Source organism: Lysobacter humi (ex Lee et al. 2017), from assembly GCF_054781815.1.
The window spans coordinates 22685-48021 of sequence record NZ_BAAGTR010000006.1 but is presented as its reverse complement, the minus strand read 5'-3'; the positions used below and the strand labels follow the sequence as shown (position 1 = coordinate 48021).

Here is a 25337-nt window from a genome sequence, read left to right as displayed (position 1 = left end):
TTTCGCCGCCGAGCCGGAGCTACCCGGGGATCTCACTGCCGTCACGAGGCCTGCCTCCAGTCGGGATCACGCGTGCAGTCGAGCGCGCGCTCGACCAGGGAGAAGTCTGCACCGGGACGATGCGCACCTTCGCTCAGCACCTGGCGGAAACCGCGCCCGCCACGCTCGCCCGAGAACAGCCCGAGCACGTGGCGCGTGATGTGCTTGAGCGCGACGCCGCGGGCGAGCTGCGCCTCGACATAGGGCCGGAACGCGAGCAGCAGCGCCTCGCGCGACTGCAGCGGCGCACCGGTCATCGCGGCGTCGAGCTCGTGCAGCCGATACGGGTCGTGGTACGCCGCGCGCCCGAGCATCACGCCGTCGACGTGCGCGAGATGGTCCAGCGCGGCCGGCACCGTCGCAATCCCGCCGTTCACCACGATCTGTAGGTCCGGGCGCTCGCGCTTAAGCCGGTAGGCCCAGTCGTAGCGCAGCGGTGGCACCTCGCGGTTCTCCTTCGGGGACAGGCCCTTGAGCCAGGCATTGCGCGCGTGCACGACGAACAGCCCACACCCGGCCGCCGCGACGGTATCGACGAAGCGCAGGAACAGGTCGAAGTCGTCGTCCTGATCGACGCCGAGGCGGCATTTCACGGTGACCGGCACGGCACGCGACGCATCGCCGGACGACCCGGCGACGGCTTCGCGCATCGCCGCCGTGCAGTCCGCAACGAGCGCCGGCTCCCGCATTAGGCAGGCGCCGAATCGGCCGGCCTGCACGCGGTCGGACGGGCAGCCGCAATTGAGGTTGACCTCGTCGAAGCCGTGCTCGACAGCGATGCGCGCTGCCTCGGCGAGCAGGGCCGGGTCGCTTCCTCCCAGCTGCAGCGCGACCGGATGCTCGGTCGGATCCATCGCGAGCAACTTGCCGCGATCGCCATGGATCACGGCATTCGCATGGACCATCTCGGTGTAGAGCAGCGCCGACGGCGCAAGGATCCGGTGGAACGCGCGGCAATGCGTGTCCGTCCAATCCATCATGGGGGCGACGGAGAGGGGGGAGAGGAGACAGGTACTTGCGTCCCGCAGGGGCACGGCTCGATTCACTTCATCAGCTGGCGGTTCACATGATACCCGCGGGTAGCTATAGGCATCGATGCACGCGCATATCCCGGCAACTAACGAACGCGCACTGGCTCCACGCAATCTGCGAAGAAAACTTCGCAATCTTGGGTATCAGCACTGCACTCGCGGCGCGCCTTCTCGGCAGCTTCAGCGACCGTCGCTGCCGTGGCTAGGGTGCGAACCGTGCGGCCCCACACAATTACGCCGCATTGATTTCCAAAGGAAAAAACGAGCTTGCAGTCGTCTCCTCCTCGAGCTCGGCAGCCTCGCACCGCATCCTTTTCAGCCTTCCGCTGTGAAGCTAGAGGTCCAACGGCCGTGAACCCCGAGGCAGCCTTGCCCATTGCCACTGCAGCGTATCTGCTCTCCCACTGAGCGCTCGGGCGAAGCGGCTGGACCGAGCGCCGATAAGGAGAGCTAGGATGATCCGGGGGCAGGCAGTTTGGCTGCCCTGCGAGACCCGTAGGACATTGCTGCGCAAAAGCCTGGCCGCAGGTAACCAATAGCCCCACAGCTAACCACAGTTCTCTCATTAGACCTCGCCCCGTGCACCCGATCTAGGAAGCGTCTTTACCGCATCCTGCGTTAATGAAGGCGTACTAGGTTGATAAACACCTTGTCCGAGCATTGGCTTGGGCTCAATTGCTTTGGTCCCTGCCGGAAGGTTGTCAGTTCGAGCTACCGCTGCACCACCGTGGGCAGTTCTCCCCTGCTGAGCGTAATCCGACATCTGCCGCCCGGTCACACCAAACATCGAGTACGCACTGAACTGACCAAGCGTGCCCTGGAAGAACTGCGCCGCCATCGGCGGCGTCGTCACCAGCAACACCGTAAGGATCAAGCCGAGTCCGCCCTGCTGCATTGCCATGCTGCTGATGCCTTCCGACACGCCGCCACCGCCGGCCATCGCGACGAGATACTGGGCGACGAAGGCCGCCGCGACTGCGCCGATCAGCTTCATCGCGACCGAGACCATGAAACTCAGGACAGCGAGCGAGAACATCGTGCCGATACCGTAGTACAGCCATCGGCTGAAGAGCTGCTTGGTCTGCTCGAACAACAGGCTCAGAACGAACAGCGGTCCGAGACCGATGAAGAGCGCCAGTGCGATCTTGTAGAGCAGCAGCATCGCGCCACCGACGATCGCTGGGCCGGCCACGCCGATGCCCGTCAGCCAGATCGCGCGGTCCTTGTCGCCCTTGTTGTTCTCGTTCGTGGCGGCGATCGAGTCGATGCCGATCATCGCCAGCTGCATCACCTGGAGCGCATCGTCGATGGAGTCCGCCGGGCTCTCGTCGTCGCCGGTGACGATCTGGTTGATCTCCTTCGGCATCTTGTCACTGAACATCTCGTACAGGTCGGAGCCGCCCATTGCCATCGACGTGGCGATGGTGAGCACCAGTACCGAGCGCAGTGAATTCGTGACCAGCACCATCATCGAATCACGGGACTGGCCCGTGACGATCCGGAACGCCTGGAAGAAGATCCACATCGCCAGCAGGATGAGCGCAACGCCGGATACCCAGGTCAGGCTCTCCCCGAGCATGTTGTCCCGGAACACCGCGACCTCATCGTCGAGAAACTCGAAGATGAGCTTGAAGAAGGCCCATTGCGCGACGCCATTGAGGAAGGCGCCGCCTGCGGCCAGCGGGGAAAAGCCGAGCCCGCCGAGAATCATTTCCATCGATGCAAATACTCCGAGACTGGGCGGGCGTATGCGGCGGGGCCGCGCTTACTGCTCGCCGGTTCGCCAGTTGCCGTTCCGCTGCGTCTTCAGCGCCTCGAGGGCGCCGGCGAGGACCGCACCGCCGGTGATGGCTCCGGCCACGCCTCCGCCGGTGGTCTGCTTGCTGCCGTTCAGCGCTTCCTCGCTCAGGGTGTCCTGGGCGACGGTGAGGTACTGGATGCGCGCGTCATACGCGGCCATGTAGGCGGCGTGCTGCTGCCGGTCGAGCTGCATCAGCGACATCAGGGCAAGCAGCTGGTTGCTGTTGCTTTCGAGCTTGCCGTAGTCGTGGCTTTGCAGATTGCTGCGCTCGCGCTCGAGATCCTCGAGGCGACGCTTCCGCGTCTCGGTGAGCTTGTACATGCGCAGCGAGTACATGTACTTCGCTTTTTCCGTCTTCATCAGCTCTTCGCAGATCAGGCGCTGCTTGACGGCCATGGGACTCGCGCTCATTGACGGGCAACGCTGGTCGGCGTTGATGGTCACCGGGCTGATCACCGCCTGGTTGAGGCGCTCGTCGCCCGTGGGCTCGGGCTCGAGGCTCCCCGCGGTCTGCGACGAGCCGATCTGGTGCGAGTCGTAGATCTGCCCGAGCTTCTCGTTGGCGTTGCCGTTGCCGATCCGGTCGTTGATCTGGTCGAGGATCCGCTGCGAGTTGCGGTCGTTCACCTCCCAGGCCGCCTGCGCGCCGCCGATGGCGACGCACGAGGCCACGAGGGCGGCGAGCCGGAGGCTGCGGCGGGTACGGGTGAAGCTGGGTCGATGGGTCATGGCACGTCCCTGTCGGCGGTGGACGGAAGTCGGATTCAGGAAGCCTGTGCGAAGGCCTGGCGGCTGCGCGACGGCGACGTCGGCGCGGCCTTGCCCGAGCCCTTTCGTTGCGCATAGAACTCGTCGAGCCAGTCGGCCGGCCGGAGATCGTCGGGCGTGACGCCCAGCGCCGCGGCGCGCTCGTCGAGCACGCGGTGCATGATCTCGATGTTGTCGGTGGACGCGGAGATCACCGCGAGAGCGTCGTCCATGCCGCGCAGGTTGAGCTGGCAGACGCTCGAGGCGTGGCCTTGCTTGACCAGGAAACAGCGCGATCGCTCGTCGAGGCTCACGACGACTTCGTACTCGGCCTCGGTCAGCTTGAGGCCGTCGATGTAGTCCTCGCGACTCGCATTGGGATTGGGGAGCAGGATCATCGTCGCGGTCTGCTCGATGAGTGCGGCGGCGATGTCGCTGGCGAGTGCGTCCTCCGGGCTCTGCGTCGCGAAGATCCCCATGCCGTTCTGCTTTCGGATCGTCTTCTGCTTGTTCTTGGCGAACTCCTTGAGCCCGCCCTTGCCGTCGAGGATCTTCCAGAACTCGTCCATGACGTAGATCAGTGGACGACCGTCGATCAGCGCTTCGAGACGGTGCAGCAGGTAGTTGATCACCGGCACGCGCACTTCGGGGTTGTCGATGATGTCGGTGTAGTCGAAGCCGATGATCGACGCGCGCGAGAGGTCGACGGTGTCGCGCGGATTGTCGAAGACCCAGCCGAGCGAGTTACCCGCGGTCCACTTGCGCATGCGTGCGAAGAGGCCGTCGTCACCCATGTTGGGCAGGCTCTTCTGGAAGTTCGTCATCGTGCGCAGGTGGATCGGCGTGTCGAGCATGTTCTCGACGGCCCGGAAGATGTCCTCCTCCTCGCGGGCGGTGTAGATCGCCTTGCCGGCCAGCACCTTGACGAGGTCGGCGAGGAACTGGACGTTCGCCTCGTTCGCCTCGCACTGGAACGGATTGAAGCCGGTGGGCTGGCCGTTCTCGAGTGCGAGGTAATTGCCGCCGCAGGCGCGCACGAAGATCTCCGCGCCGCGGTCCTTGTCGAAGAAGAAGATGGTGGGCACGGGATCGAACTTCTGCGCCTGGCTCAGCAGGAAGTTGATCAGGGCCGTCTTGCCGGTGCCGGACTTGCCGATCACCATCGTGTTCGCGATCGCCTTCTCGCCGAAGGAATTCTCGGCCGGATGCGTCGCGTGGAAGTTGAAGAAGTAGGGCTGCCCGTTGGTCGTCTGCAGCGTGGTGACGCAGTCGCCCCAGGGATTGTTCTCGCGCTTCCCCGAGGCGAAGTTGTGCAGCGGCGAGAGCCCGAGGAAGTTCAGCGAGCTCACGTTGGCCAAGCGCGTGCGGTACTTCCAGTTGGCCGGCAGCTGCGAATAGAACGAGGCCACGACGGCGAGGTCTTCCTTGGTGGAGACGAAGCCGGCGTTCGACAGCTCCGCGCGGCCGGTCGCGATCACCTGCGAGAGGCGCTCCTGCGAATCGGCGTAGAGCGTGAGGGTGAAGTGGTACTCGCCGAGCACGAAGTTGCCGGACGCGAGCTGGTCCATCGCATGGTCGAGCTCGACGATCTGGCTGACCGCCTTGTCGCCCGACGAGATCATCATGCCCTTGGTGCGGTCGAGCACCTTGAGCGCATCCTGACGGCCCATCGGGCTGAAGGAATGCGTGATCACGTATTCGACGTCGAGGTACTTCAGGCGGTTGAGGATGCCCGGATAGGTGCCGTCGGCGTATTCCTTGATATTGAGGATCGCGCCGAAGTGGTTCACGCCGTGCGGCGTATTGATGATGAAGTCGCCGGTGCGGCTGGAGAACAGGTGGCGACTCACCGGCAGGTAGCTGTGGACCGGCGCGTCGAGCACGGGGACCGGCTCGTCGATCCGGTTCATCAGGTAGCCGAAGAACTCGAGGGCTTCGGAGAAGACGATGCCGTTCGAGGCCTCGTACATGCCGAGCCGGTACGGCGCGTAGTCCTTGAGCACGGCTTCGAGGTTGCCGGCAAGTTCCTGGATCTTGGCGATCGCCTCGTCCTGTTGCGCCTGCAGCCGCGCGACGTCGGTCGACTTCTCGACGAAGCGCTTACCGGCCACCACGGGCCGGTAGATCATCGTCAGGTACAGCTCGTTCTGCATGATCTTCTGCGACGACAGCGACTCGAAGTAGCCGTCGGACAGGGTCTGGTTGAAGGCCTGTCGGAACGCGGGACGTTCCTCGACGCGGCGGCGGCGGCGCACGTCGTGCACCCAGAAGGCGACGTTCACGAAGTCGGGCGCGCGCAGCGTCTGCAGCATGCGGTTGAACGTGGCGTGGCGGTGCTCGATCTCCCATTGCTCGCGTCCCACGAACGGCAGCCCGCCGAGGCGCCACACCATGAGGAAGTCGCCGCTGGTCGTCTTGATGACCGTCGGCGAGACATGGGTGGACAGCGGGATGAATTCGCTGATCGGGGTGTCGGGCGTGAACATGGACGGCGTTTCTCGAGGGTCGGCCGGTCACCCGGCCGGACTGCCGGGCCTCGCGGCCCGGCAGGGGTCACTTGCGTGTCTTGTCGCGCGGATCGCGATAGGCATTGGGGGTGAAAACCCACATGCCCTGGTGATGCGGGATGTTGCGCACCCGCGTCCGCACCTGCCAGCGCAGCCCGAGCATCCGGAAGATCATCTCGTCGCGACGCGCCATCTGGCGCATGACGAAGATCGCCGGCGGGATCAGGAACAGGCAGAACAGGTTGGTGTAGAACGTGAGCAGCAGCAGGCCGCCCGCGACCAGGAAGAACGGGACGTAGGGCACGCCCAGGAACATCGCCGGCCGCGTGCAGCCGCGGAAGAGCACGTCCTTACGCATGCGTCGCCGGCAGGGCGTTGAGCACGGCGGTGATCGCGGTGCTGTCGTCGCCCGAGCCCAGGAGCATGTTGGCGATCTGCGCTGCGGCGCCGATCAGGAAGCCGCCGATCAGGATCGGTGCGACGTCGGAGATGCGCTTATGCGCGAACGCGATCTGGTAGCCGGCGAAGATCACCGCGATGGTCACGACGGCGACCGAGGCGATGTTCAGCAGGCCGTTGATGTTCTTGAAGAACGACTTGACCGTGCCGTCGGTGCCTTCGAACGCGCCGCCACTCGTCGCCATGGCGATCTCCGGGAGCGCGAGCACGGCGACGAATGCGGCGGCCTTGAGGAAGGCCGAAGCGGCGCCACGGGACGCGCGAACGGCCGAGGTGTTCTTGGACTGCATGGTGGATCTCCTTGTCGAAAGCGCCCGGACGGGCATGCGGGTGGTTCAGAACACGAAGGCGGCGTCGGACGGCGCAGCCTCGATGCGGGGGGCGGCGGACGCCGGTGCGGGCGTCGCCGGAACGAGGGTCGGTGGGCCGGAGGGGCTCAGTACCGCGACGCCATCCGCGGCGGGTGCGGCCGTCGCGGGCGTCGGCGCGGCGGGGCCTGCCATCGCGGGCGCAGGGGCGGATGCGATCGGGGTCGTCGGGGCCGCCGAGGCCGGGACGATGCGCCGCGACCAGGTCGCCGCTGCCGCGGGCAGCGCGGACGCGCGTCGCGGCGTGGCCGCCGTGCGCGGCTTCGGCGCGCGCGGTGCCGATCCGGCGGCCAGCGGGATCGCGCCCGGATATCCGGCGGAGGGTGCGGAAGGCGTGGCCGCCTGCATCGAGGCGAAGACCTTCTGCACGTAGCCATGGCGGAAGCCGGTCGTGAAGTTGCCGGAGTAGTAGCAACTGAACGCCTTGCCCCAGTCGCCGCCGGAGCGCGACTTGCATTCGGCGAGGATGCGCGAGCCGGCCTGCAGGTTCGGGCAGCGCTCGAACGCTTGCTCGTACGACGCGAGGCCGTACTTGGCGAGGTTGTAGCGATTCACCTGCGCCAGGCCGAGCGAGAAGTTGTAGCCGCGCGCCTCGAGCATCCGCGCGGTCGCGACGGCCTCGACGAGGTTCTTGGGCTGGCGCACGAGGCGACCGCCGACCACGCCGATCGCGTACGGGTTGAACGAGGACTCCACGCGCACCACGTGCTGCATGACGTGGGGTGGCACCGCCATCGCGGGGCAGGCCATGACTTCCATGCCGGGCAACATGGGTTCCCTCCCTAGTGACTCGTCGCCGGACGGGCGACTTCGAGGATTCCTTCCTTCACGCGGACCGCCCGAAATCGAGCGATCCACGCGGACGATTTACCCACAGCCCCGAAATTGGTGTCAACGCACACGTTCGGGGCGACGGACGGCTTGAAATCGGGGGTCATGCGGCTTGCGCCTGCAGTGAGCGTGCCGGGTCGAAGTCGATCCCGGTGATGCAGCGTCGGCCCGCATGCGCCTTGATATGCACCACGATGTCGATCGTGAGCTTGAGGAGGCGCTTGATGACCTCGAACTCGAGACCGGAGCCCTCGTTGGACGCCTTCACCATCAGCGCGAGCTGGTCCCAGGTCTGCGACGTGCTGCCCGCATGGCAACTGGTGATCGAGCCCGGATGGCCGGAGGCGCAGTTGCGGATGAAGTAGAACGACTCGTCGCCGCGCAGCTCGGCCAGGATGATGCGGTCGGGCTTCATGCGCAGGCAGGCTTCCATGCAGCTCTTCGCCGTGACGTTGCTCGTGCTCTGCCCGCCCTTGGAATACAGCAGGTGGACGACGTTGGGCTGGTTGAGGAAGAGCTCGCGCGCGTCCTCGATGGTGACCAGGCGCTCGTCGGGCGGGATGTGGTCGACCAGCGACTTCATGAAGGTGGTCTTGCCGCTGCCGGTCGCGCCGGCGACCACGATGTTCTTGCGGTAGGCGACCGCCTTGCGGAAGAAGCCCGAGTAGTCGCGTGCGCGACGCAACTCGAGCAGCTCGCGATCGTGCTCGGAGATCTCGGGCGCATCCTCGAGGATCTGGCGGAAGAAGCCGTCCTCCTCGTACTGCTGCAGCGTGCGCGTCTGCCGCGAGGGCAGGCGGATGGTGATCGAGACCTTGCCCGCGTCGCAGGCCGGCGGAATGACGAACTGCGCGCGCTGGCCGGTCGGGAAGGTCAGCGAGACCACCGGGTCGGCATCGGTGATGCGCTGGCCGGTGTTGCTCTCGTTGACGACCGCGGTGCAGAACTGCCGCGCGCGCTCGAACGTCAGGCCGGGCACCTCGACGCGCCGCCAACCGTCGCGGCGCTCCAGGTAGACCTCGCCCGGCCGGTTCACGCAGATCTCGGTGACGTCCGGCGACTTGAGGAACTCGGCGATGCCGAGCACCTCGTACTGATAGTCGAGGAACTCCGAGGCGATGCGCGCGACGGGCGAGGTGTCGTCCATGGCGATCGTGCTCAGCGGCTCGCCAGCACGCCGGTGAAATCGATGTCTCGCGCCACGTAGACGTTCACCACCGTGCCCTGGTGGATCGTCACCGTCGGGCGACGCGCGGCGCCGGCCTCGAGCGCCTGCTGCGCGAGCCGCTCCATCGTGCGTGCGGTGTTGCTCTCGAACGGCATCTCGACGACGTTGGTGCCGTACGACACCACCGTCGGCGGGCCATTCTTCGCGGCGGCGTACTTGAATGCATCGCTGACGAGCGAAATCATGAGCGCAGAGGCAATGCGCGAGCCCCAGTGCGCGTCGTAGTCGCCGGGATGGCCGGCGCCGCCGAGGCCGTCGACGCCCGGGCTGGCCATGTTCACGTCGATGCCGTTCGGCGTGGTGATGCGGTCCCAGACCACCGAGACGCGCGGGCCGTTCGGCGTGTCCTGGTACCGCCCGGAGACCTTCGAGCCCTTCGGCAGCAGCAGGCGACGACCGTTGATCGAGTACACCGGCTCGGTCACGACGCAGGATGTGAAGCCGGGGATGTCCGTGACGATGTGCGTCTCGAGCACGCAACGGATGTACGTGCCACGCACCAGCAGCCCGTCCGGGTTCTGCAGCACGCGCGCACTGCCCGCGGCGCGCGCCGGGGCGGCCGCGACCGGCGCACCCGGCATGCCGGGCACGCCCTGCGGGCCGTAGGCCTCCGCGGCGCCGTCGACGTTCGCCGGGTCGCCGGCGGCGACGCCCATGCGGCGCTCCATCAGCGACGGCGGACGCGGCGCGGGCGGCGGCACCGCTGCGGCACTCGCGCCGTAGCTCTGCGAGCCGCCCATGTCGGGATCGGCCGGCGGCAGTGGCGGGAGGCCGCCGTCGACGCCCGCCGAGCCTGCGCCATAGCCTTCCACCGCGATCGGCTCCGCCGGTGCGACCGGGCCGGCCGCGGCCTGCGGCAGCTCGGGGATGCTCACCGCTTCAGCACTCGGCTTCGCGACCTTCTTTTCGTCGTCGCGGCCGCCGGCGAAGACCCACGTCGCCATCAGAACGAGCAGCAGGACGATGCCGGCGAGGAAACCGAGCGCCTTGCGGTTGAGGCGCTGCACGTCGCTCGCGCGCAGCAGCGGCGCCTGCGCGTCGAGGTCCGGCGTCGGCGCGGCCTGCGCCTGCTGCAGGTACGGGTTGACCGGCTCGTGCGGCGGCGGCGCGGCGACGGTGTCGGCGCCCGCGTCGGGCGTGCCGTAGGGATTGGGCGTCTGGGGATTCACTGGGCGGGCTTCCTGCGCAGGCCGACGATCTCCTTGCCGTGGCGGATCACCAGGTAGGGATAGGTGCCGTGGACGATGAGCGTGTCGTTCTCGACCGTGGTGTTGAGCACGAAGTCCTCGCCGCGCAGGCGGTCGCGCCCGAACACCGCGGGGAAGTTGCCGCTCGGGAACGCGGTCATGTCGTTGAGGCGGATGTAGGTGAACTGCCCGTCGTCGTGCACGCTCACCGGCACCAGCCAGCGGTTCTTCGTGCGCGTGGCGTAGTCGTAGGCGAAGTGGTACGGGCGGCCCGGCTCGAGCGTGGTGCTGAGCTTGGGCGCCTCGTCGGCCTTCGCCTTGAACTTGGTGTCGTTCGGATAGCGGAAGCTGATCTTGTACTGCACGCCCGCCTGCTTGGCCTGGTCGAGCGCCTTCCAGTCGGTGGCGACCACGCGCAGCTCGAAGATGTAGGAGTGCGTCTCGGTGCGGACGACGAGATTGGTGTCGACGTCGACGTTCTTCGGCTTGAGGTAGAAGACGTTCTCGCGGCGCGTGAGCTCCCAGCCGCTCGAGAAGCCCGTGCTGTAGTCGACGACGACCTCGTCGGGGCTCAGCTCGATCTGCGTGGTGATGCCCAGGCCCGTGCGCACCGGATAGATGCGGTTGGGGGCGTATTCGTATTCCTGGATCGCCTGCTGCGCCGAAGCGTCGTGCATGCCCGATCCGAGCAGCAGCGCGAGGGCCAGCAGGGGCGTGGCGAGTCGGATCATCGCGGCGCGGCTCCCTGCGCGGTGGACGGAAGAGTGGCGGGTGGGACAGTGGCCGGCGCGGCCGCGGTACCGGGTGCCGCGACCGGCGCGGCGCCGGGTTGCGCGGGCATGCCCGGCTGCACCGGCGGTGCCTGCATGGCGGCGGGCAGCATGTCGGCGCCGGCAGGCTGGCCCGGCATCGCAACCGCGGCGGTCGTGGGGCGCGGCGTCGCCGGCGGCGGCGTGCTCGAGTAGTCGCGGTCGACGCGGTAGGAGGTCACCTGGAATCCGAGCGGATTCTCGATGCGCTGCTTCTCGTCCAACGCCAGGTCCTTGTAGGTGAACGTGAGCGTGGCGATGCGGTTGTCGAGGAAGTCGGTCCAGCCGTTGGTCTTGTCGTACCGCGTGCGCTGGAAGCGCACCGTGGCGCCCTTGGGCATCGCGCCGTCCTCGCCACCGATCATCTGGATGCTGTTGATCTGCACCCGGATGGCCTTGTCGTTGCGGTAGAGGTTGAACGGGCTTTCGGGGTTCTGCGAGGAATTGGCCGCCGTGTACGAGCGCGCCACTTCCGGCGCGGACATCGTGTAGACCACCGTCCAGTCGCGCAGCTTCAGCAGCGCGAGGTCGTAGGCCTCGCGGGCCTGGATGTAGTGCGCGACGTTGCTGCGGTGGATCGCCTCGCTGCGCGCGATGCTCGTCTTGCCCAGGTCGCCCGTCAGCCGCGCGACGGTCGCGGTGCCGGACGAGGCGTCCGCCATCACGAGGTAGGGCACCTTCTGCTTGAGCGGCAGCATGTAGAAGTAGCCGCCGGCGAGGATCAGCGACATCACCGTCGATGCACCCGCCACGCGCCAGGCGCGGCGCTCGCTGCGGCGCGCCATGTCGGCGACCGTCACCTCGTAGTTCACCGCGCGGCCGACGGCATGCTCGACCTGCGCGGAATCCTTGATCTTCTTCGTGCCCATGGTCGTCTCCGCCTCAGGGCGTGCCGGTGCGGCGTACGACGATCCGGTCGCCTTCCACGGCGACCTGTACCTGCTGCGGCGCATAGACCTCGTTGATCCGCGCCACCGCGCTGCCGAGGTCGCCGGTGCGCAGGTCGGCCATGGGCGCGTGCAGGGTGAAGTCCGAGCCGTGCTGCCAGGCGAGCGTCATGCGCTTGTCGCGCGCCCAGCGCTCGAGCATCGCTTTGAGCGTGCGGTCCATCGGCGTGGCCTGGTAGACGTAGGGCGCCTGCAGCGGAATCTCCTGCGTCGTCGGGCTGAAGCGGTTCACCGGCACCCAGCGCCCGCGGATTTCCGAGGTGGGCGTGGTGCCGCAGGCGGCGAGGACGAGGGCGAGGCCCGCCGGCATGAGGCCGAGGCGGACGGAGGCGCGGGCGGATGGAATGCGGTTCACGGTGCTCTGGATGCGACGTGCCGGCCGCCGCGAAGCGCGCGCGAATGCGCGGCGCCGTTCGACGTCCCGGTCGATGGATGAGAGCAGGTGCGCACGTACTGACGCGGCATCCTGCCGACGGAATTCGAGTCCCTTTTCGTTCCCCCTGACGACCCCTTCCCTGTCCGACGGTCACTCGACGGTCCGCGATACGGACCGCCCTCCCTGGCGATGCATCAGCACACGCCGGCATGCAAGGCCCGGCGCCGTGATGGAGGTTACGTTATCGAAACGTTCAGGCCAGCGTCAATGGTCGGAATGTTTCAAACCTGAAGATGCGGAACGGCGACCTTCGGGCGCAGGCGCGCGGTGTAGCGCGGATCCTTGTAGTAGCGGATCTTCTCGCACATCACCGGATGGGCGACGCCCTCGTAGAGCACGACTTCCTTGTCGGGGCCCATCGCCTTGAGCTCCTGCGGCAGCATCAGCGCACGACGCTCCTCGGATTCGCTGCGCGAGAACTCGCGGCCGCGGGTGACGTTGTGGCGGCGCACCGTGGTGTAGCCGAGCATCTCGGAATAGTCGTTCGCGTCCTGCTGCTCGCGCGGGGCGTAGAGGATCTGCAGCGCGTGGTTGGTGATCAGCGTGCGCGCGAGCTCGCGGCCGTAGGTCGCGTCGAGCTGCGCCATCGACTGGATGATCGGCAGCAGGCGCAGGTTGTAGCCGGCCATGTAGGCGACGGCGGAGGCGATGATCTCGACGCGGCCGATCGAGGTGAACTCGTCCATCAGCAGCAGGCACTGATGCTTCAGCGCGGGATTGTTCTGCGGCAGTTCGCGCGTGTTGAGGTTGATCAGCTGGCTGAAGAACAGGTTCACGATGAGCCGGCTCTCGGCGAGCTTGTTCGGCTGGATCCCGACGTAGATCGTCATGCGCTTGCGGCGCACGTCGGTGAGAAGGAAGTCGTCGCCGCTGGTGGCGGCGTCGAGCACCGGGTTCACCCACGGATTGAGCGGCTCCTTGAAGGTACCGATGATCGAGGCGAAGGTCTCGTCGGCCTGCGAGAGCAGCGTGGCGAAGGCGAGCTTCGCCGCCTCGCCGAGGAAGGCCTGCTCCGAGAGCGTGCGCAGGTAGGCCCGCAGGTCGGTGCCGGTCCCGGAGGAGAGGCGGTACACCGCCCCCAGCGTAGGCGCGCGTGCGCCGGGAAAGCCGCAGCGCGTCTCGTAGTCGTGCTTGTCGAACAGGTAGAGCGTGAAGGCCAGGAAGGCATTGCGGCCCTGGCTCACCCAGAATTTCTGGTCGTCGGCGCCGTCGGGATAGAGCATCGCGCCGATCGCCTGCACGTCGGAGACGCGGAAGGCCGGGTCTTTCGAGACGTAGGTCAGCGGGTTCCAGCGATGCGTGCGGCGGTCCTCGGCGAAGGGATTGAACAGGTAGACGTCATGGCCCTGCTCGGCGCGCCAGCCGCTGGTGAGGTCGAAGTTCTCCTGCTTGATGTCGAGCACCACGACCGAGTCGAGGTACTCGAGCAGGTTCGGGATCACGATGCCCACGCCCTTGCCCGAGCGGGTGGGCGCGGCGAGGATCGCGAACTGCTGGCCGGGCAGGCGCACGAGCTTGCCGCCGTGCTTGCCGACGACGAGGCTGGTCGGGCCGTCGTCGAACAGGCCGTGGCGCGCGAGGTCGCTGCCGCGGGCAAAGCGCGCGTCGCCGTGCAGCGCCTTCGACGGCCCGCGCAGCGCGAGGACCACGAACGCGACGTAGGCGAGCGACGGCACGCCGAAGCCGACGTAGCCGGCCGCGCGGATCTTCGCCGCGTGCGGACGCACCTGCGGCAGGTCGAGCGTCTTCAGGTACTGCAGGTAGACGGACCAGTCCGCGCCGTGCCCCTCGATGCCGAGGAAGGCGATGGCGAGGCGCCCGGAAAGGTAGAGACCCGCGACTGCGGCCAAGGCCAGCAGGACGAACGCGAACAGGAGCTTGTAGCGCGCCATCGGCAGGCCTCAGCGACGCCGCGCGCGCGGCGCGGTGGACACGAACGCGGGTTCGAGACGGCCGTCGACCCACGCACGGGCCGCGTCGAAGCTCGGCTCCTCGCGCAGGCGGGCGCCGGCGGTGTCGGTGACGACATAGGCCCGGGCGGGAACGTCGTCGCCGGCCGGGTCGAGCGCCGCGGCGGCGAGGACGCGGTAGGGGCCGCGGGCATAGAGGGGGGTTGTGGTGTCCATGGCGGACCTCCCTATCCGCTCACGCGCCCGTCCCGGGCGCCGGTGCCGCGACGGCGGCCCGCGTAGCCTAGCGCAAGTGGATGGCGGTCCGGCAAGCACCGCATGCGCACCGCACATGCGCGATCGGCGATCATGCGGCGATGAGCCCCGCCTCCGACCTGATTTCCCCGCTGGGACAGCTCGAGGCCGTCTGCGAGAACGCGACGGTCGCGCTGTTCGTCATGGACGAGCACCAGCACTGCATCTACATGAACGCCTCGGCGCAGGCGCTGACGGGCTTCACGCTCGACGAGGTGCGCGGCCGGCCCCTGCACGACTTCGTCCACCACACGCGCCCCGACGGCCGCCCCTACCCGCTGGCCGAGTGCCCCATCGACCGCGCCGCGCCGCAGAACATGCAGGAGCAGGGCGAGGAGGTCTTCGTCCACAAGGACGGGCATTTCTACCCGGTGGCCTTCACCGCCAGCCCGATCCGGCGCGACGGCGCCGTCGTCGGCACGGTGATCGAGGTCCGCGAGCTGAGCGTCGAGCGCCAGCGCGAGGCCGAGAACGATGCGATGCGCGAGCTCGCCGAGGTCATGCTCAACGAGCTCGACCTCCCGCGCATGGTGCAGGCCGTGACCGATACCGCGACGCGCCTGACCGGGGCGCAGTTCGGCGCGTTCTTCTACAACACGTTCGACGAGCAGGGCGGCGTGCTGATGCTCTACGCGCTGTCGGGCGTGCCGGCGGAGCACTTCTCGAAGTTCCCCCATCCGCGCGCGACGCCCCTGTTCGGCCCGACGTTCCGCGGCGAGGGCACCATCCGCATCGCCGACGTGCGGCAGGACGCGCGCTACGGCCGATGGGCGCCACACGGCGGCATGCCGCCGGGGCACCTGCCCGTGTGCAGCTATCTCGCGGTTCCGGTGATGTCCGATACCGGCGAGGTGCTCGGCGGTCTGTTCTTCGGGCACGGCGACTGCGGCGTCTTCGACGAGCACCACGAGCGGCTCGTGGAATCGCTGGCGGCGCAGGCGGCGGTCGGCATGAGCCGGCTGCGCCTGTTCCGCGCGCTCGAGGCCGAAGTGCGCGAGAAGGAGCGCCTCTACCAGGAGGCCGCGCGCGCGAGCCAGATGAAGGACCAGTTCCTCGCCACGATCTCGCACGAGCTGCGTACGCCGCTGACGTCGATCCTCGGCTGGAGCGAAATGCTCGCCTCGGGGCGCCTCGCGCCGGAGATGCGCGACAAGGCGGTGGCGACGATCGACCGCAATGCACGCGCGCAGGCGCAGATCATCGAGGACCTGCTCGACATCTCGCGCATCGTCAGCGGCAAGCTCAACCTCGATGTCCGCGACGTCGACCCGCGGCTGGCGGTGGACGCCGCAGTGGAGTCCGTGCGCCCGGCGGCGCTCGCGCGTGGCGTCGAACTGCATGTGGCACCGGCCGAAGGCCTCGGCATCGTCCGCGCCGACCCCGACCGCCTGCAGCAGGTGGTCTGGAACCTCGCGACCAATGCGGTGAAGTTCACCGACCGCGGCGGTCGCGTCGACGTCCTGCTCGCGCGCGACGCCGAAGCCCTCGAGATCCGCGTGCGCGACACCGGCCGCGGCATCGATGCCGCGTTCCTGCCGCGCGTGTTCGAGCGATTCAGCCAGGTCGACTCGTCCTCCACGCGCGAGCACGGCGGGCTCGGGCTCGGCCTGTCGATCGTGCGGCACCTGGTGGAGATGCACGGCGGCACCGTGCGCGTGGCGAGCGAAGGCACCGGGCGCGGCGCCGAATTCACCGTGCGCCTGCCGCTCGCGGCCGCGCCACAGGCGCCGCGCCCGATCGGCCGCCCGGGCGTCGAGTCCGACAGCGCCGCGCCGGACCCCACGCTCGCGCACGATGCGCTGCGCGGCTGCCGCGTGCTGGTGCTCGAGGACGATACCGACACGCGTGCGATGCTCGTCTCGCTGCTGGAGGGCCACGGCGCGGAGGTCGACGCGTGCGCGTCGGCGTCCGATGCACTCGAGCGCGTGCCCGTGTTCCAGCCGACGCTGATCGTGAGCGACATCGGCATGCCGGGCATGGACGGCTACGACTTCATCCGCGCAATGCGCAGCTGGGAGCAGTCGACGGGCCGCGACGGCCTGCCGGCGGTCGCGCTCACCGCCTATGCGCGCGCCGAGGACCGCACCCGTGCGCTCGCGAGCGGCTTCCAGATGCACGTCGCCAAGCCCGTGCAGCCGTCGGAGCTCGTCGCGATCGTGCATTCGCTGTGCGGCTGGCGAGGGCTCGCCGGCGGTCGCTGACCGCAGCGGGGCGCTACCCTATGCGCCCCACGCAATCCGGAGCCTCCCATGAGCCTCAAGCAGCGCCTCACCGACGACATGAAGGCCGCGATGAAGGGCGGCGACAAGGCGTCGCTCGCCGTGATCCGCCTGATCAACGCCGCGATCAAGCAGAAGGAGGTCGACGAGCGCATCGAGCTCGACGACACCGCCGTGGTCGCCGTGCTCGACAAGATGGTCAAGCAACGCCGCGACTCGGTGACGCAGTACGCCGCCGCGGCGCGCGAGGACCTCGCACAGGCCGAGCGCGACGAGATCGTCGTGATCGAGCGCTACCTTCCGCAGAAGATGGGCGAGGCGGAGATCACCGCCGCGATCGATGCCGCCGTCGTCGAGTCCGGCGCGCAGGGCGCCGCCGACATGGGCAAGCTGATGGCCGTGCTCAAGCCGCGACTCGCCGGCCAGGCCGACATGGGCCTGGTCTCCAAGCTGGTGAAGGCGCGCCTGGCGGGCTGAGCCCGTGTTCGGCCTGTTCCGTCGCAGCCCGCGCGCCGCGCGGATCACGCGAGTCTGGCGCGACGCGGAGGCGCGCCTGGCCGGCCTTGCCGCCGAGGCCGGTCGCGCCGATCGGCCGATGCTGATCGCGGTGCGCGATGCAGCCGCACTCGACGGGGTCGCGCAGGCCCTGCGCCTGCCGGCTGCGGCGATCGTCGACGACGGCTACGCGCTCGCCGATGCGCTCGATCGCCGCGACGGCGGCCCGTACGTTACCCGGGTCGACGGGCTGCTCCGGCGCGCACCGACGAAGGGCGACGCCGGGCCGCAGGTGCATGTCGTTGGCGTCGGCACGGGCGTGGCGGAGGATGCGCGGCTGATGGAGGCGCTCGCCTGGCACGACGGGCCGGTGGTCGTCCACGCGGCCCTGGACGATGCATTGCTCGCCCGGATCGCGCCGCAGATCGGCGCGCTGGTCGACCGTCTCGGCGTGGCGCGCGATGTGCCGATCGAGAGCCCGCTGGTGGATCGCGCGATCGAGCGCGCGCAGCGGCGCGCCGGCTGAGGCACGCGCCGTCGCGGGGTCCGCGGCGACACTCGGGGACCTCGCGGCGCCATGACGTCGCCGCCGGCACCCTGCGCGCATGGCCCGACCGATCGATCGCACGCCCGCGCCCGCACCCGACCCGTCCGACGCCCCGGTGCAGCCTGCGGCGCAAGCACCCGACACCGACGCACCCATGCCCGCGCGCGACGCGCCCCCCCCCGCCGCCACGAGCGAGGCGCCGCGCAGCGACGCGCCCGCGCCGGCCGCCCCGCCCGTCATCGCCCAGCTCGATCCGACCGAGAAGGCCTCCATCACGCAGGCCGACGGCGCGCCGCCGCCGCCCGACGTGCGCAAGCTCGTGCGCAGGGCGAACATCGGCACGCTGCCGATGGCGCTGTTGCGGCGGTTCCTGGATTCCGAGGTGATCACCCGTGCCGCGGCACTGGCCTTCTACGCCGCGCTGTCGATCGGTCCCCTCGTGCTGTTGATGCTGTGGATCACGGCGTCGAGCGAAGCCGCGCAGGCGGCGGTGATCGCACAGGTCGGGATGCTGGTCGGCCCCGAGGCGCAGGCCGTCGCGCGCACGATCCTCGCGCAGGCCGCATCCACGCCCGACACCGGCTCGATCGCCGGCTGGTGGAGCGTGCTGCTGCTGTTCGTCGGTGCCAGTGCGGTGTTCGCGCAGTTGCAGGACGCGCTCAACCGCATCTTCCGCACCGACGCCACCGCCCTGCCCGGCCCGCTCAACTGGATGAAGAAGCGGCTGCTCTCGTTCGGGCTGGTGCTCGCGGTGGTGTTCCTGCTGGTGATCTCCATGACGGTGACCACGCTGCTCGACCTCACCGTCGGCCGATTCGCGCAGGGCGAGACGGCCGTGGCGACGCTCGCGGCGCTGATCGTCTACACCGTCACCTTCGCGCTGATGTACCACTACCTGCCCGACCGCCGCGTGCGCTGGCAGCTCGCGGTCGCCGGCGGCGCGCTCACCTCGGTGCTGTTCCTCGCCGGCCGCGCCGCGATCGCCTGGTACCTCGCGCACCAGGGCACCGCCTCGGCCTACGGCGCGATGGGCACGCTGGTGCTCACCATGCTCTGGGTCTACTACGCGGCGATGATCCTGTTCGGCGGCGCGGTGGTCACCGCCACCCTCGACGAGCGGCTCGGCAAACCCTTGAAGGCCGTCTGACCGGTCGCAGCGGGTGATGCTGGGGCGAGGCAGGCTGGCGCGCCCGGGGTCGGCGGCCCGGTCGACTACACTGCAGCGGCGATGGACGCGTGCAGCCGTCGCCGGAGGATGCACGCCGCATCGGGCCTGCATCCGCGCAGGATGCATCCGGCCCCTCCGTCCCGCGCCGAGCGGCTCGCACCGCGCCTCATGAACGTTGAAATGGCCCGCATTCCCGACGCCTTCATCGATGACCTGCTGGCCCGCACCGACATCGTCGAGGTGGTCGGCTCGCGCGTGCCGCTCAAGCGCCAGGGCAAGGAGTTCTCCGCACGCTGCCCGTTCCACGACGAGCGCTCGCCGAGCTTCACCGTCTCGCCGGTCAAGCAGTTCTACCACTGCTTCGGCTGCGGCGCGCACGGCACCGCGATCTCGTTCCTGATGAACTTCGACCGCCTCGAGTTCCTCGACGCGGTGGAGGAGCTCGCCAAGCGCGTCGGCATGGAGGTGCCGCGCGAGACGCAGCAGCGCGCCGCCGATCCGCAGCTCGTCGAGCTGTACGCGGTGCTCGATTCGGCGACCACGTTCTACCGCGAGCAGCTCAGGGCCACGGACAAGGCGCGCGACTATTTCGACCGCCGCGGCGTGGACGAATCGATCCGCGCGAAGTTCCAGCTCGGCTATGCGCCGGACGGTTTCGAGGCGCTCAAGAACGCGCTCGGCACCAGCCCGCAACGCCTGGCGCTGCTCGAGCGCGCGGGCCTGTTCTCGAAGAACGATTCCGGCCGCGTCTACGACAAGTTCCGCGACCGCGTGATGTTTCCCATCCACGACCGACGCGGCCGGCCGATCGCCTTCGGCGGCCGCGTGATCGAGAAGGACGCGAGCCCGAAGTACCTCAACTCGCCCGAGACGCGCCTGTTCTCGAAGGGCCGCGAGCTCTACGGGCTGTGGCAGGTGCGCGGCGCGAACCAGAAGATCGAGCGGCTGATCGTGGTCGAGGGCTACATGGACGTGATCGCGCTGTTCCAGCACGGCGTGCCGCAGGCGGTGGCCACGCTCGGCACGGCGACCACGCCCGACCATGCCGAGCTGCTGTTCCGCAACGCGCCGGACGTCTACTTCTGCTTCGACGGCGACCGCGCCGGGCGCGGCGCGGCCTGGAAGGCGGTGGAGTCGGTGCTGCCGCGCATGAAGGACGGGCGCCAGGCCTTCTTCCTGTTCCTGCCCGAGGGCGAGGATCCCGACACGATCGTGCGCAGCGAGGGCCGCGAAGGTTTCGACGCGCGGCTCGCCGGTGCCACGCCACTCTCGCAGTTCCTGTTCGACTCGCTCGCCGCGGACGTCAACCTTGGCACGCTCGAGGGCAAGGGGCGGCTCGCCGAGCGCGCGAAGCCGTTGCTCGCGCAGATCCCGGACGGTGCCTTCGCCGACCTCATGCGGCAGCGTCTCACCGAGCTCACCGGCGTCGGCGCGCGCGCTGCGGGGCCGGAAACGCATGTCCCCGTGCAGCGTGCGCGCAACGCGGCCGGGCGCGGCGCTCCGCCGCCGAAGCAGAGCCTGGTGCGCAGCGCGATCCTGCGCCTGCTGCACCTGCCGTCGGTCGCGCTCGACGTGGCCTCGCCACCGGCGTTCGCCGGCCTGCAGCAGCCGGGCGTGCCGCTGCTGGTGGAGCTGATCGGGCTCGTGCACGCGCGGCCGGACATCGGCGCCGCGGCGCTCGTCGAGCTCTTCGCGGGGCGCGAGGAGCACGAGCCGCTGCAGAAGCTGATGGTGCAGACGCTGCCCGGCATCGACAGGAAGTGGCGGGAGGAATTCGTCGACACGGTGCAGCTGCTGGAACGCGCCGCGCTCGAGCAGCGCCGCGACGAGCTCAAGGGCAAGCTCGCCGAGCTCGGCTACGGCGGCATGAGCGCCGCGGAGAAGGACGAGCTCAAGGCGCTGCTGACGCGCGTCTGAGGATTCCCTCAGCGGTCCTCCGCGGCGTGCACGCGGTTGCGTCCCGCGCTCTTGGCCGCGTAGAGCGCGCCATCGGCCCGCGCGAGCACCTCGGCCACCGGCTCGCCCGGGCGGTACTGCGCGACGCCCGCGGAGAACGTCGCGGGCAACGGCCCCGCGCTCGTCGCGAACGGCTCGGCCTCGACGAAGGCGCGAATGCGCTCGAGCGCGCGCGCCGCGCCGTCGAGCGGCGTGTGCGGCAGGAGCAGGAGGAATTCCTCGCCACCGTACCGCCCGAAGGCGAGGTCGAGGTCCTGCCGTGCGAGCAGGTCGAGGTCGCGCGCCTGCGTGCGGATGCGGTCGCAGAAGCCGCGCAGGATCTCGTCGCCCACGTGGTGGCCGTGCGCGTCGTTGAAGCGCTTGAAATGGTCGATGTCGATGATCGCGATCGAGAACGGCGGGCCGAAGCGCTCGCCGCGCGCGCGCTCGAGCTCCAGCGCATGCATGAGGTAGCGACGGTTGCGTGCGCCGGTGAGCTCGTCGCGCTCGGAGAGGTCCTGCACCCGCGCGAGCGCCTCCTGCAGCGCAGCCTTCCGCTCCGAGAGCTTGGTGCGCAGGCTCGCGAAGTAGCCACCGAGGAACGACATCCACACCGTCATCATCACCAGTGCCACCAGCCGCAGCAGCTCCATGCGGAAGTCCGGCGAATCCAGCGGGCGCCCGCGGAACTCCCAGGCCATCAGCCCGGCGTAGGCGGCGATCGCGAGGGCCGCCAGCCCCAGGAACTGCCGCGTAGTGAGGCTGAACATCCCGAAGAAGAACAGCGCGACGAACAGCATCAGCATGATGCTGCGCGCCTCGCTGGCCATGTAGTGGATGAGCACGATGGCCAGCCCGATCGCGACCAGCATCTGCGGCACCAGCAGCGACGGGTCGGCGAAGCGCCGCGTCAGCCCCGCGCGGATCGCGATGAAGAAGGCGGCGTTCACGACCACGGACACCGCGCAGATCGCGAACAGCCCTTGGTAGCCGAACGTGGCCCAACCCGAGTCGACGGCGAGGATCCCCGGCGCGAGGAACATCAGGTAGCTGCCGAGCCCCATCAGCTGGCGCGTCAGCCGCATCCGGGTCACGCGATCGGTGGACAGCAGTCGCTCGAGGGCCATCAGCGCACCTTACCGGGCGGCGATCCACGCGCCGTCGATGACGCATGCGCGGGCGATGCCGGCCGCGGGCGCGGGTTCGGCCCGACGCCGGTCGCGGCAAGCCCCAGGCGAACGAGTCCATCGAGAGGATGCCGTCGGTGAGGCCGCCGTCGATCCACGTCGCCGCTGCACCCTGGGCGGCACCGAGCGCGACCAGCAGGGGCAGGAAATGCTCCTCGGTGGGATGCGCCCGCGCCGCCTGCGGCGCCCGCGCGCGATAGTCGACCAGCGCTTCGACGTCGCCCCGCAGCACGGCCGAACGTACCCAGTCGGCGAACGCCTGCGCGTACTCGGGATCGCGCACGTCGCGCCGTAATTCGTACAGGTTGTGGGTGAGGCTGCCTGAACCAATCAGCGCGATGCCCTGCTCGCGCAGGGGCGCGAGCGCGCGTCCGAGCCGCAGTGCGCCGGATGCGTCGAGGTCGGCCGGCATCGAGACCTGCAGCAGCGGCCGGTCGGCCTGCGGCCGCAGGTGCAGCGCCGGCACCCATGCACCATGGTCGCGGCCGCGCGACGGATCGGACTTGGCCGCGAGGCCCGCCGCCGCGAGCACCTCGACGACCGCTGCGGCGACCTCGGGCGCGCCGGGGGCGGGATAGCGCAGGCGGTACAGGGCCTCGGGAAAGCCGCCGAAATCGTGCAGCGTCGCAGGCGCGGCCCCTGCCATCACGCGCAGGCCGGGCGTGGTCCAGTGCGGCGAGACGACGAGCAGGGCGCGAACGTCGTCGAGGTCGCGGCCGATCGTTTCGAGCCGGGGCCCGAGGCGGCCCGGCTCGATCGCGAACATCGGCGAGCCGTGGGAAACGAACAGGACGGGTGCGGTCGGCATGGTGGGTCCAACGATGATCGGGATCATGGGTTCCCGATCTGGCGCCGCGAATGCCGGCGACCATCGCGACGGATGGAATCGAGCGTCGCGCGGGCGCCGCGTTCCGCCTCAGCGCGCGCCCTTCACCACCTCGCCGCCCTTCATCACGAACGGGATGTCCTCGAGCAGGCGGACGTCCTGCAGCGGATCGCCCGGGACCGCGACGAGGTCGGCGAAGCGCCCGGCCTCGACGATGCCGACGTCCTCACGCCCGAGCGCCTGCGCGGCGTTGAGCGTGGCGCTCTGGATCGCCTGCGCGGGCGTCATGCCGTAGCGCACCATCACCGCGAACTGCCGGCCGTTCTGGCCGTGCGGGTATACGCCCGCATCGGTGCCGTAGACCATCCGCGCACCGGCCGCATGCGCGCGCTTGAAGCCCTGCCGCTGCACCTCGGCGATCTCGCGGTCCTTGCGCAGGTTGTCCTCGAGCACGCCGTTCTTCGCGCCCTCGGACTGCGTGTACTCGGTGTTGTAGATGTCCATCGACAGCCACGTGCCGTGCTGCTTGGCGAGGCGGATGCCCTCGTCGTCGATCAGCGAGGCATGCTCGATGGTGTCGATGCCGGCGCGGATCGCGTCCCGGATGCCTGCCGCGCCGTGCGCATGCGCGGCCACCTTCAGGCCCATCATGTGCGCGTCCTCGGCGATCGACTTCATCTCGGTATAGCTGAGCTGCTGCTGGCCCGGCTCGGTATTGCGTGAGAACACGCCGCCGGTCGCGCAGATCTTGATCACCTGCGCGCCGTACTTGCGCAGCGTGCGCACCGCGCGGCGTGCTTCGTCAGGGCTGTCGGCGTTGAACGGGCTCTTCTGCTCCATCGACGGCGGGAAATACGTCGAGTCGCAGTGCCCTCCGGTCGCACCGAACGACATGCCGGCGGTGACCACGCGCGGGCCGACGATCTTGCCCTCGTCGATCGCCTGGCGCAGGCCGACGTCGTTCCAGGCCTCGGCGCCGACGTTGCGCACCGTGGTGAAGCCGGCCATCAGCGTCTTCTGCGCATTGGGCACGGTGAGCACCGACCAGAAGCGGTCGGAGAACTGCAGGCCGGTGTAGCCGCCGTAGCTGGGGTCGCTGTCGAGGTGCACGTGCATGTCGATCAGGCCCGGCAGCAGCGTCATGCCCGGCAGGTCGATGCGTCGCGCATCGGCGGGCGCGGTGTCGCCGGCGCGACCGACGCGCGTGATGTGCCCGCCTTCGACGAGCACCTGCGGGCGTTCGACGTAGCGGCCCGTGCGCACGTCGAGCAGGCGCTCGGCGGTGACGACGGTGGCCGCCGACTGCGCGGCGGCGGAGGTGGCGGCGGCGAGGCCGAGCGCGAGGCTCGCGAGCGTGGGAAGGGGCTTCACGGACGATCCTGCGAAAGGCGGTGGCCGAGTATAGGCAGCGCGCCCGCACACGATCCGTGCGCTCAGTCGACGCGCTGCAGCTCCATCACCGGCTGCGCACCCATCAGGGGCTGCAGCCAGTGGTCGACGAGCAGGAAGGCGAACAGCGCCATGAGATACACGATGGAGTAGTTGAAGACCTTCATCGCGTAGAGCTCGTCCGGCGGATCCATCAGCTTCCAGGCATGGACCAAGAAGACCAGGCCGAGCACGAGCGCGCCGCCGAGGTAGAACAGCCCGCTCATGCCGGCGGCCCACGGCAGCACCGTCACGGCTACGAGCAACACGGTGTAGATCAGGATCTGCCAGCGCGTGTACACCACGCCGTGCGTCACCGGCAGCATCGGCACCAGCGCGCGCGCGTAGTCCTCGCGGCGGAAGATCGCGAGCGCCCAGAAGTGCGGGGGCGTCCAGACGAAGATGATCAGCACGAGCAGCAGCGCATGTGCCCAGTCCCACTCGCCCTGCATGCCGGTCACCGCGGACCAGCCCAGCAGCGGCGGCGTCGCGCCCGCGATGCCGCCGATCACGATGTTCTGCGGTGTCGCGCGCTTGAGGAAAGCCGTGTAGACCACCGCGTAGCCGATCAGCGACGCGAACGTGAGCATCGCCGTCATCGCGTTGACGAACACCACGAGCAGCAGCATCGACAGCGCGCCGAGCACGAGCGCGAAGGCGAGCGCGCACGCCGGGCTGATCTGCCCCACCACGATCGGCCGCCACGAGGTGCGCGCCATCTTCGCGTCGATGCGCGAGTCGAGCAGCTGGTTGATCGCCGCCGCGGACGAGGCCGCAAGCCAGATGCCGAGGAAGCCGAGCACGGATTCCTTCAGCGGCGGCAGCCCGGGCACCGCGAGGAACATGCCCACCAGCGCGGTGAACACGATCAGCGCGACCACGCGCGGCTTGGTGAGGGCCCAGTACTGGCGGAAGGTCGCGATCATCGGTGCCCGGCC

The 25337-nt window shown here is 69.1% G+C and carries 23 protein-coding genes and 1 pseudogene; 5 read left to right on the top strand and 19 right to left on the bottom strand.

Annotated elements, in window-relative coordinates; translation table 11 throughout:
• Positions 1-41 precede the first annotated feature (41 nt).
• From dusA to ACYVJJ_RS05635, 15 genes are all read right to left on the bottom strand, one after another.
• A complete protein-coding gene (gene dusA, locus ACYVJJ_RS05705) occupies positions 42-1073 on the bottom strand; it encodes a tRNA dihydrouridine(20/20a) synthase DusA (protein ID WP_460831856.1) in 1032 nt (343 codons plus the stop codon).
• A gap of 83 nt (positions 1074-1156) precedes the next feature.
• Positions 1157-1636, bottom strand: coding sequence for a DUF4189 domain-containing protein (locus tag ACYVJJ_RS05700; RefSeq protein WP_460831854.1), 480 nt, complete (start codon positions 1634-1636; stop codon positions 1157-1159).
• Positions 1636-2787 (bottom strand): TrbL/VirB6 family protein, encoded by a 1152-nt coding sequence (locus ACYVJJ_RS05695; RefSeq protein ID WP_460831853.1) that lies wholly within the window; start codon positions 2785-2787, stop codon positions 1636-1638. The genes ACYVJJ_RS05700 and ACYVJJ_RS05695 overlap by 1 nt, the downstream gene beginning before the upstream one ends.
• A gap of 48 nt (positions 2788-2835) precedes the next feature.
• Entirely contained in the window at positions 2836-3600 is a 765-nt protein-coding gene (locus ACYVJJ_RS05690; protein ID WP_460831852.1) for a hypothetical protein, read from the bottom strand.
• A 35-nt stretch (positions 3601-3635) separates the two neighbouring features.
• On the bottom strand, positions 3636-6104 hold the full coding sequence (locus ACYVJJ_RS05685; protein WP_460831850.1) for a VirB4 family type IV secretion/conjugal transfer ATPase: 2469 nt from the start codon (positions 6102-6104) through the stop codon (positions 3636-3638).
• A gap of 67 nt (positions 6105-6171) precedes the next feature.
• Positions 6172-6483: a VirB3 family type IV secretion system protein gene (locus tag ACYVJJ_RS05680; RefSeq protein ID WP_460831849.1), complete on the bottom strand. Its 312-nt coding sequence runs from the start codon at positions 6481-6483 to the stop codon at positions 6172-6174.
• Positions 6476-6874 (bottom strand): TrbC/VirB2 family protein, encoded by a 399-nt coding sequence (locus ACYVJJ_RS05675; RefSeq protein ID WP_460831847.1) that lies wholly within the window; start codon positions 6872-6874, stop codon positions 6476-6478. Before ACYVJJ_RS05675 ends, ACYVJJ_RS05680 begins: the two co-directional genes overlap by 8 nt.
• Before the next feature lie 45 nt (positions 6875-6919).
• A complete protein-coding gene (locus ACYVJJ_RS05670) occupies positions 6920-7711 on the bottom strand; it encodes a lytic transglycosylase domain-containing protein (RefSeq protein ID WP_460831947.1) in 792 nt (263 codons plus the stop codon).
• A 175-nt stretch (positions 7712-7886) separates the two neighbouring features.
• Positions 7887-8930, bottom strand: coding sequence for a P-type DNA transfer ATPase VirB11 (virB11, locus tag ACYVJJ_RS05665; RefSeq protein ID WP_460831845.1), 1044 nt, complete (start codon positions 8928-8930; stop codon positions 7887-7889).
• Between the two features lie 11 nt (positions 8931-8941).
• Positions 8942-10180 (bottom strand): TrbI/VirB10 family protein, encoded by a 1239-nt coding sequence (locus ACYVJJ_RS05660; protein ID WP_460831843.1) that lies wholly within the window; start codon positions 10178-10180, stop codon positions 8942-8944.
• Complete coding sequence (locus ACYVJJ_RS05655) at positions 10177-10875, bottom strand: TrbG/VirB9 family P-type conjugative transfer protein (RefSeq protein WP_460831945.1); 699 nt, start codon at positions 10873-10875, stop codon at positions 10177-10179. The genes ACYVJJ_RS05660 and ACYVJJ_RS05655 overlap by 4 nt, the downstream gene beginning before the upstream one ends.
• Positions 10876-10925: 50 nt before the next feature.
• Complete coding sequence (locus ACYVJJ_RS05650; RefSeq protein WP_460831841.1) at positions 10926-11876, bottom strand: VirB8 family type IV secretion system protein; 951 nt, start codon at positions 11874-11876, stop codon at positions 10926-10928.
• Positions 11877-11889: 13 nt separating this feature from the next.
• Positions 11890-12309, bottom strand: coding sequence for a TcpQ domain-containing protein (locus ACYVJJ_RS05645; protein ID WP_460831839.1), 420 nt, complete (start codon positions 12307-12309; stop codon positions 11890-11892).
• Between the two features lie 302 nt (positions 12310-12611).
• Positions 12612-14282: a type IV secretory system conjugative DNA transfer family protein gene (locus ACYVJJ_RS05640; RefSeq protein ID WP_460831837.1), complete on the bottom strand. Its 1671-nt coding sequence runs from the start codon at positions 14280-14282 to the stop codon at positions 12612-12614.
• Positions 14283-14291: 9 nt separating this feature from the next.
• The gene (locus ACYVJJ_RS05635) at positions 14292-14516 is read right to left on the bottom strand and encodes a hypothetical protein (RefSeq protein WP_460831835.1); all 225 of its coding nucleotides are present in this window, start codon (positions 14514-14516) and stop codon (positions 14292-14294) included.
• 140 nt (positions 14517-14656) lie between these two features.
• On the opposite strand from ACYVJJ_RS05635, the gene ACYVJJ_RS05630 reads away from it, so the two are divergent.
• From ACYVJJ_RS05630 to dnaG, 5 genes are all read left to right on the top strand, one after another.
• Positions 14657-16795: an ATP-binding protein gene (locus tag ACYVJJ_RS05630; RefSeq protein WP_460831833.1), complete on the top strand. Its 2139-nt coding sequence runs from the start codon at positions 14657-14659 to the stop codon at positions 16793-16795.
• A 48-nt stretch (positions 16796-16843) separates the two neighbouring features.
• Complete coding sequence (locus tag ACYVJJ_RS05625) at positions 16844-17290, top strand: GatB/YqeY domain-containing protein (protein WP_460831831.1); 447 nt, start codon at positions 16844-16846, stop codon at positions 17288-17290.
• A gap of 4 nt (positions 17291-17294) precedes the next feature.
• Positions 17295-17834: a hypothetical protein gene (locus ACYVJJ_RS05620; RefSeq protein ID WP_460831829.1), complete on the top strand. Its 540-nt coding sequence runs from the start codon at positions 17295-17297 to the stop codon at positions 17832-17834.
• Between the two features lie 175 nt (positions 17835-18009).
• Complete coding sequence (locus ACYVJJ_RS05615) at positions 18010-19002, top strand: YihY/virulence factor BrkB family protein (RefSeq protein WP_460831943.1); 993 nt, start codon at positions 18010-18012, stop codon at positions 19000-19002.
• 201 nt (positions 19003-19203) lie between these two features.
• Positions 19204-20940: a DNA primase gene (gene dnaG / locus ACYVJJ_RS05610; protein ID WP_460831827.1), complete on the top strand. Its 1737-nt coding sequence runs from the start codon at positions 19204-19206 to the stop codon at positions 20938-20940.
• A gap of 8 nt (positions 20941-20948) precedes the next feature.
• Here dnaG and ACYVJJ_RS05605 read toward each other — a convergent pair whose 3' ends face one another.
• The 4 genes and pseudogenes from ACYVJJ_RS05605 to ACYVJJ_RS05590 all read right to left on the bottom strand — a co-directional run bounded on the left by ACYVJJ_RS05605 (position 20949) and on the right by ACYVJJ_RS05590 (position 25325).
• On the bottom strand, positions 20949-22085 hold the full coding sequence (locus ACYVJJ_RS05605) for a GGDEF domain-containing protein (protein ID WP_460831825.1): 1137 nt from the start codon (positions 22083-22085) through the stop codon (positions 20949-20951).
• A gap of 172 nt (positions 22086-22257) precedes the next feature.
• Positions 22258-22911: pseudogene (locus ACYVJJ_RS05600) on the bottom strand (DODA-type extradiol aromatic ring-opening family dioxygenase); the annotation flags it as partial.
• A 150-nt stretch (positions 22912-23061) separates the two neighbouring features.
• Positions 23062-24342, bottom strand: coding sequence for a Xaa-Pro dipeptidase (locus ACYVJJ_RS05595; protein WP_460831823.1), 1281 nt, complete (start codon positions 24340-24342; stop codon positions 23062-23064).
• A 62-nt stretch (positions 24343-24404) separates the two neighbouring features.
• Positions 24405-25325 carry a heme o synthase gene (locus tag ACYVJJ_RS05590; RefSeq protein WP_460831821.1) on the bottom strand — a complete coding sequence of 307 codons (921 nt, stop codon included), beginning with the start codon at positions 25323-25325 and terminating at the stop codon, positions 24405-24407.
• Between the last annotated feature and the right edge of the window lie 12 nt (positions 25326-25337).

Coding starts and splice junctions, on each gene's coding strand:
- ACYVJJ_RS05700 (WP_460831854.1), bottom strand. CDS start 1,636: ATGAGAGAACTGTGGTTAGCTGTGGGGCTATTGGTTACCTGCGGCCAG.
- ACYVJJ_RS05690 (WP_460831852.1), bottom strand. CDS start 3,600: ATGACCCATCGACCCAGCTTCACCCGTACCCGCCGCAGCCTCCGGCTC.
- ACYVJJ_RS05655 (WP_460831945.1), bottom strand. CDS start 10,875: ATGCACGACGCTTCGGCGCAGCAGGCGATCCAGGAATACGAATACGCC.
- virB11 (WP_460831845.1), bottom strand. CDS start 8,930: ATGGACGACACCTCGCCCGTCGCGCGCATCGCCTCGGAGTTCCTCGAC.
- ACYVJJ_RS05695 (WP_460831853.1), bottom strand. CDS start 2,787: ATGGAAATGATTCTCGGCGGGCTCGGCTTTTCCCCGCTGGCCGCAGGC.
- ACYVJJ_RS05685 (WP_460831850.1), bottom strand. CDS start 6,104: ATGTTCACGCCCGACACCCCGATCAGCGAATTCATCCCGCTGTCCACC.
- ACYVJJ_RS05670 (WP_460831947.1), bottom strand. CDS start 7,711: ATGGAAGTCATGGCCTGCCCCGCGATGGCGGTGCCACCCCACGTCATG.
- ACYVJJ_RS05675 (WP_460831847.1), bottom strand. CDS start 6,874: ATGCAGTCCAAGAACACCTCGGCCGTTCGCGCGTCCCGTGGCGCCGCT.
- ACYVJJ_RS05605 (WP_460831825.1), bottom strand. CDS start 22,085: ATGGCCCTCGAGCGACTGCTGTCCACCGATCGCGTGACCCGGATGCGG.
- ACYVJJ_RS05635 (WP_460831835.1), bottom strand. CDS start 14,516: ATGGACACCACAACCCCCCTCTATGCCCGCGGCCCCTACCGCGTCCTC.
- ACYVJJ_RS05590 (WP_460831821.1), bottom strand. CDS start 25,325: ATGATCGCGACCTTCCGCCAGTACTGGGCCCTCACCAAGCCGCGCGTG.
- ACYVJJ_RS05650 (WP_460831841.1), bottom strand. CDS start 11,876: ATGGGCACGAAGAAGATCAAGGATTCCGCGCAGGTCGAGCATGCCGTC.
- ACYVJJ_RS05680 (WP_460831849.1), bottom strand. CDS start 6,483: ATGCGTAAGGACGTGCTCTTCCGCGGCTGCACGCGGCCGGCGATGTTC.
- ACYVJJ_RS05640 (WP_460831837.1), bottom strand. CDS start 14,282: ATGGCGCGCTACAAGCTCCTGTTCGCGTTCGTCCTGCTGGCCTTGGCC.
- ACYVJJ_RS05625 (WP_460831831.1), top strand. CDS start 16,844: ATGAGCCTCAAGCAGCGCCTCACCGACGACATGAAGGCCGCGATGAAG.
- dnaG (WP_460831827.1), top strand. CDS start 19,204: ATGGCCCGCATTCCCGACGCCTTCATCGATGACCTGCTGGCCCGCACC.
- ACYVJJ_RS05630 (WP_460831833.1), top strand. CDS start 14,657: ATGAGCCCCGCCTCCGACCTGATTTCCCCGCTGGGACAGCTCGAGGCC.
- ACYVJJ_RS05615 (WP_460831943.1), top strand. CDS start 18,010: ATGCCCGCGCGCGACGCGCCCCCCCCCGCCGCCACGAGCGAGGCGCCG.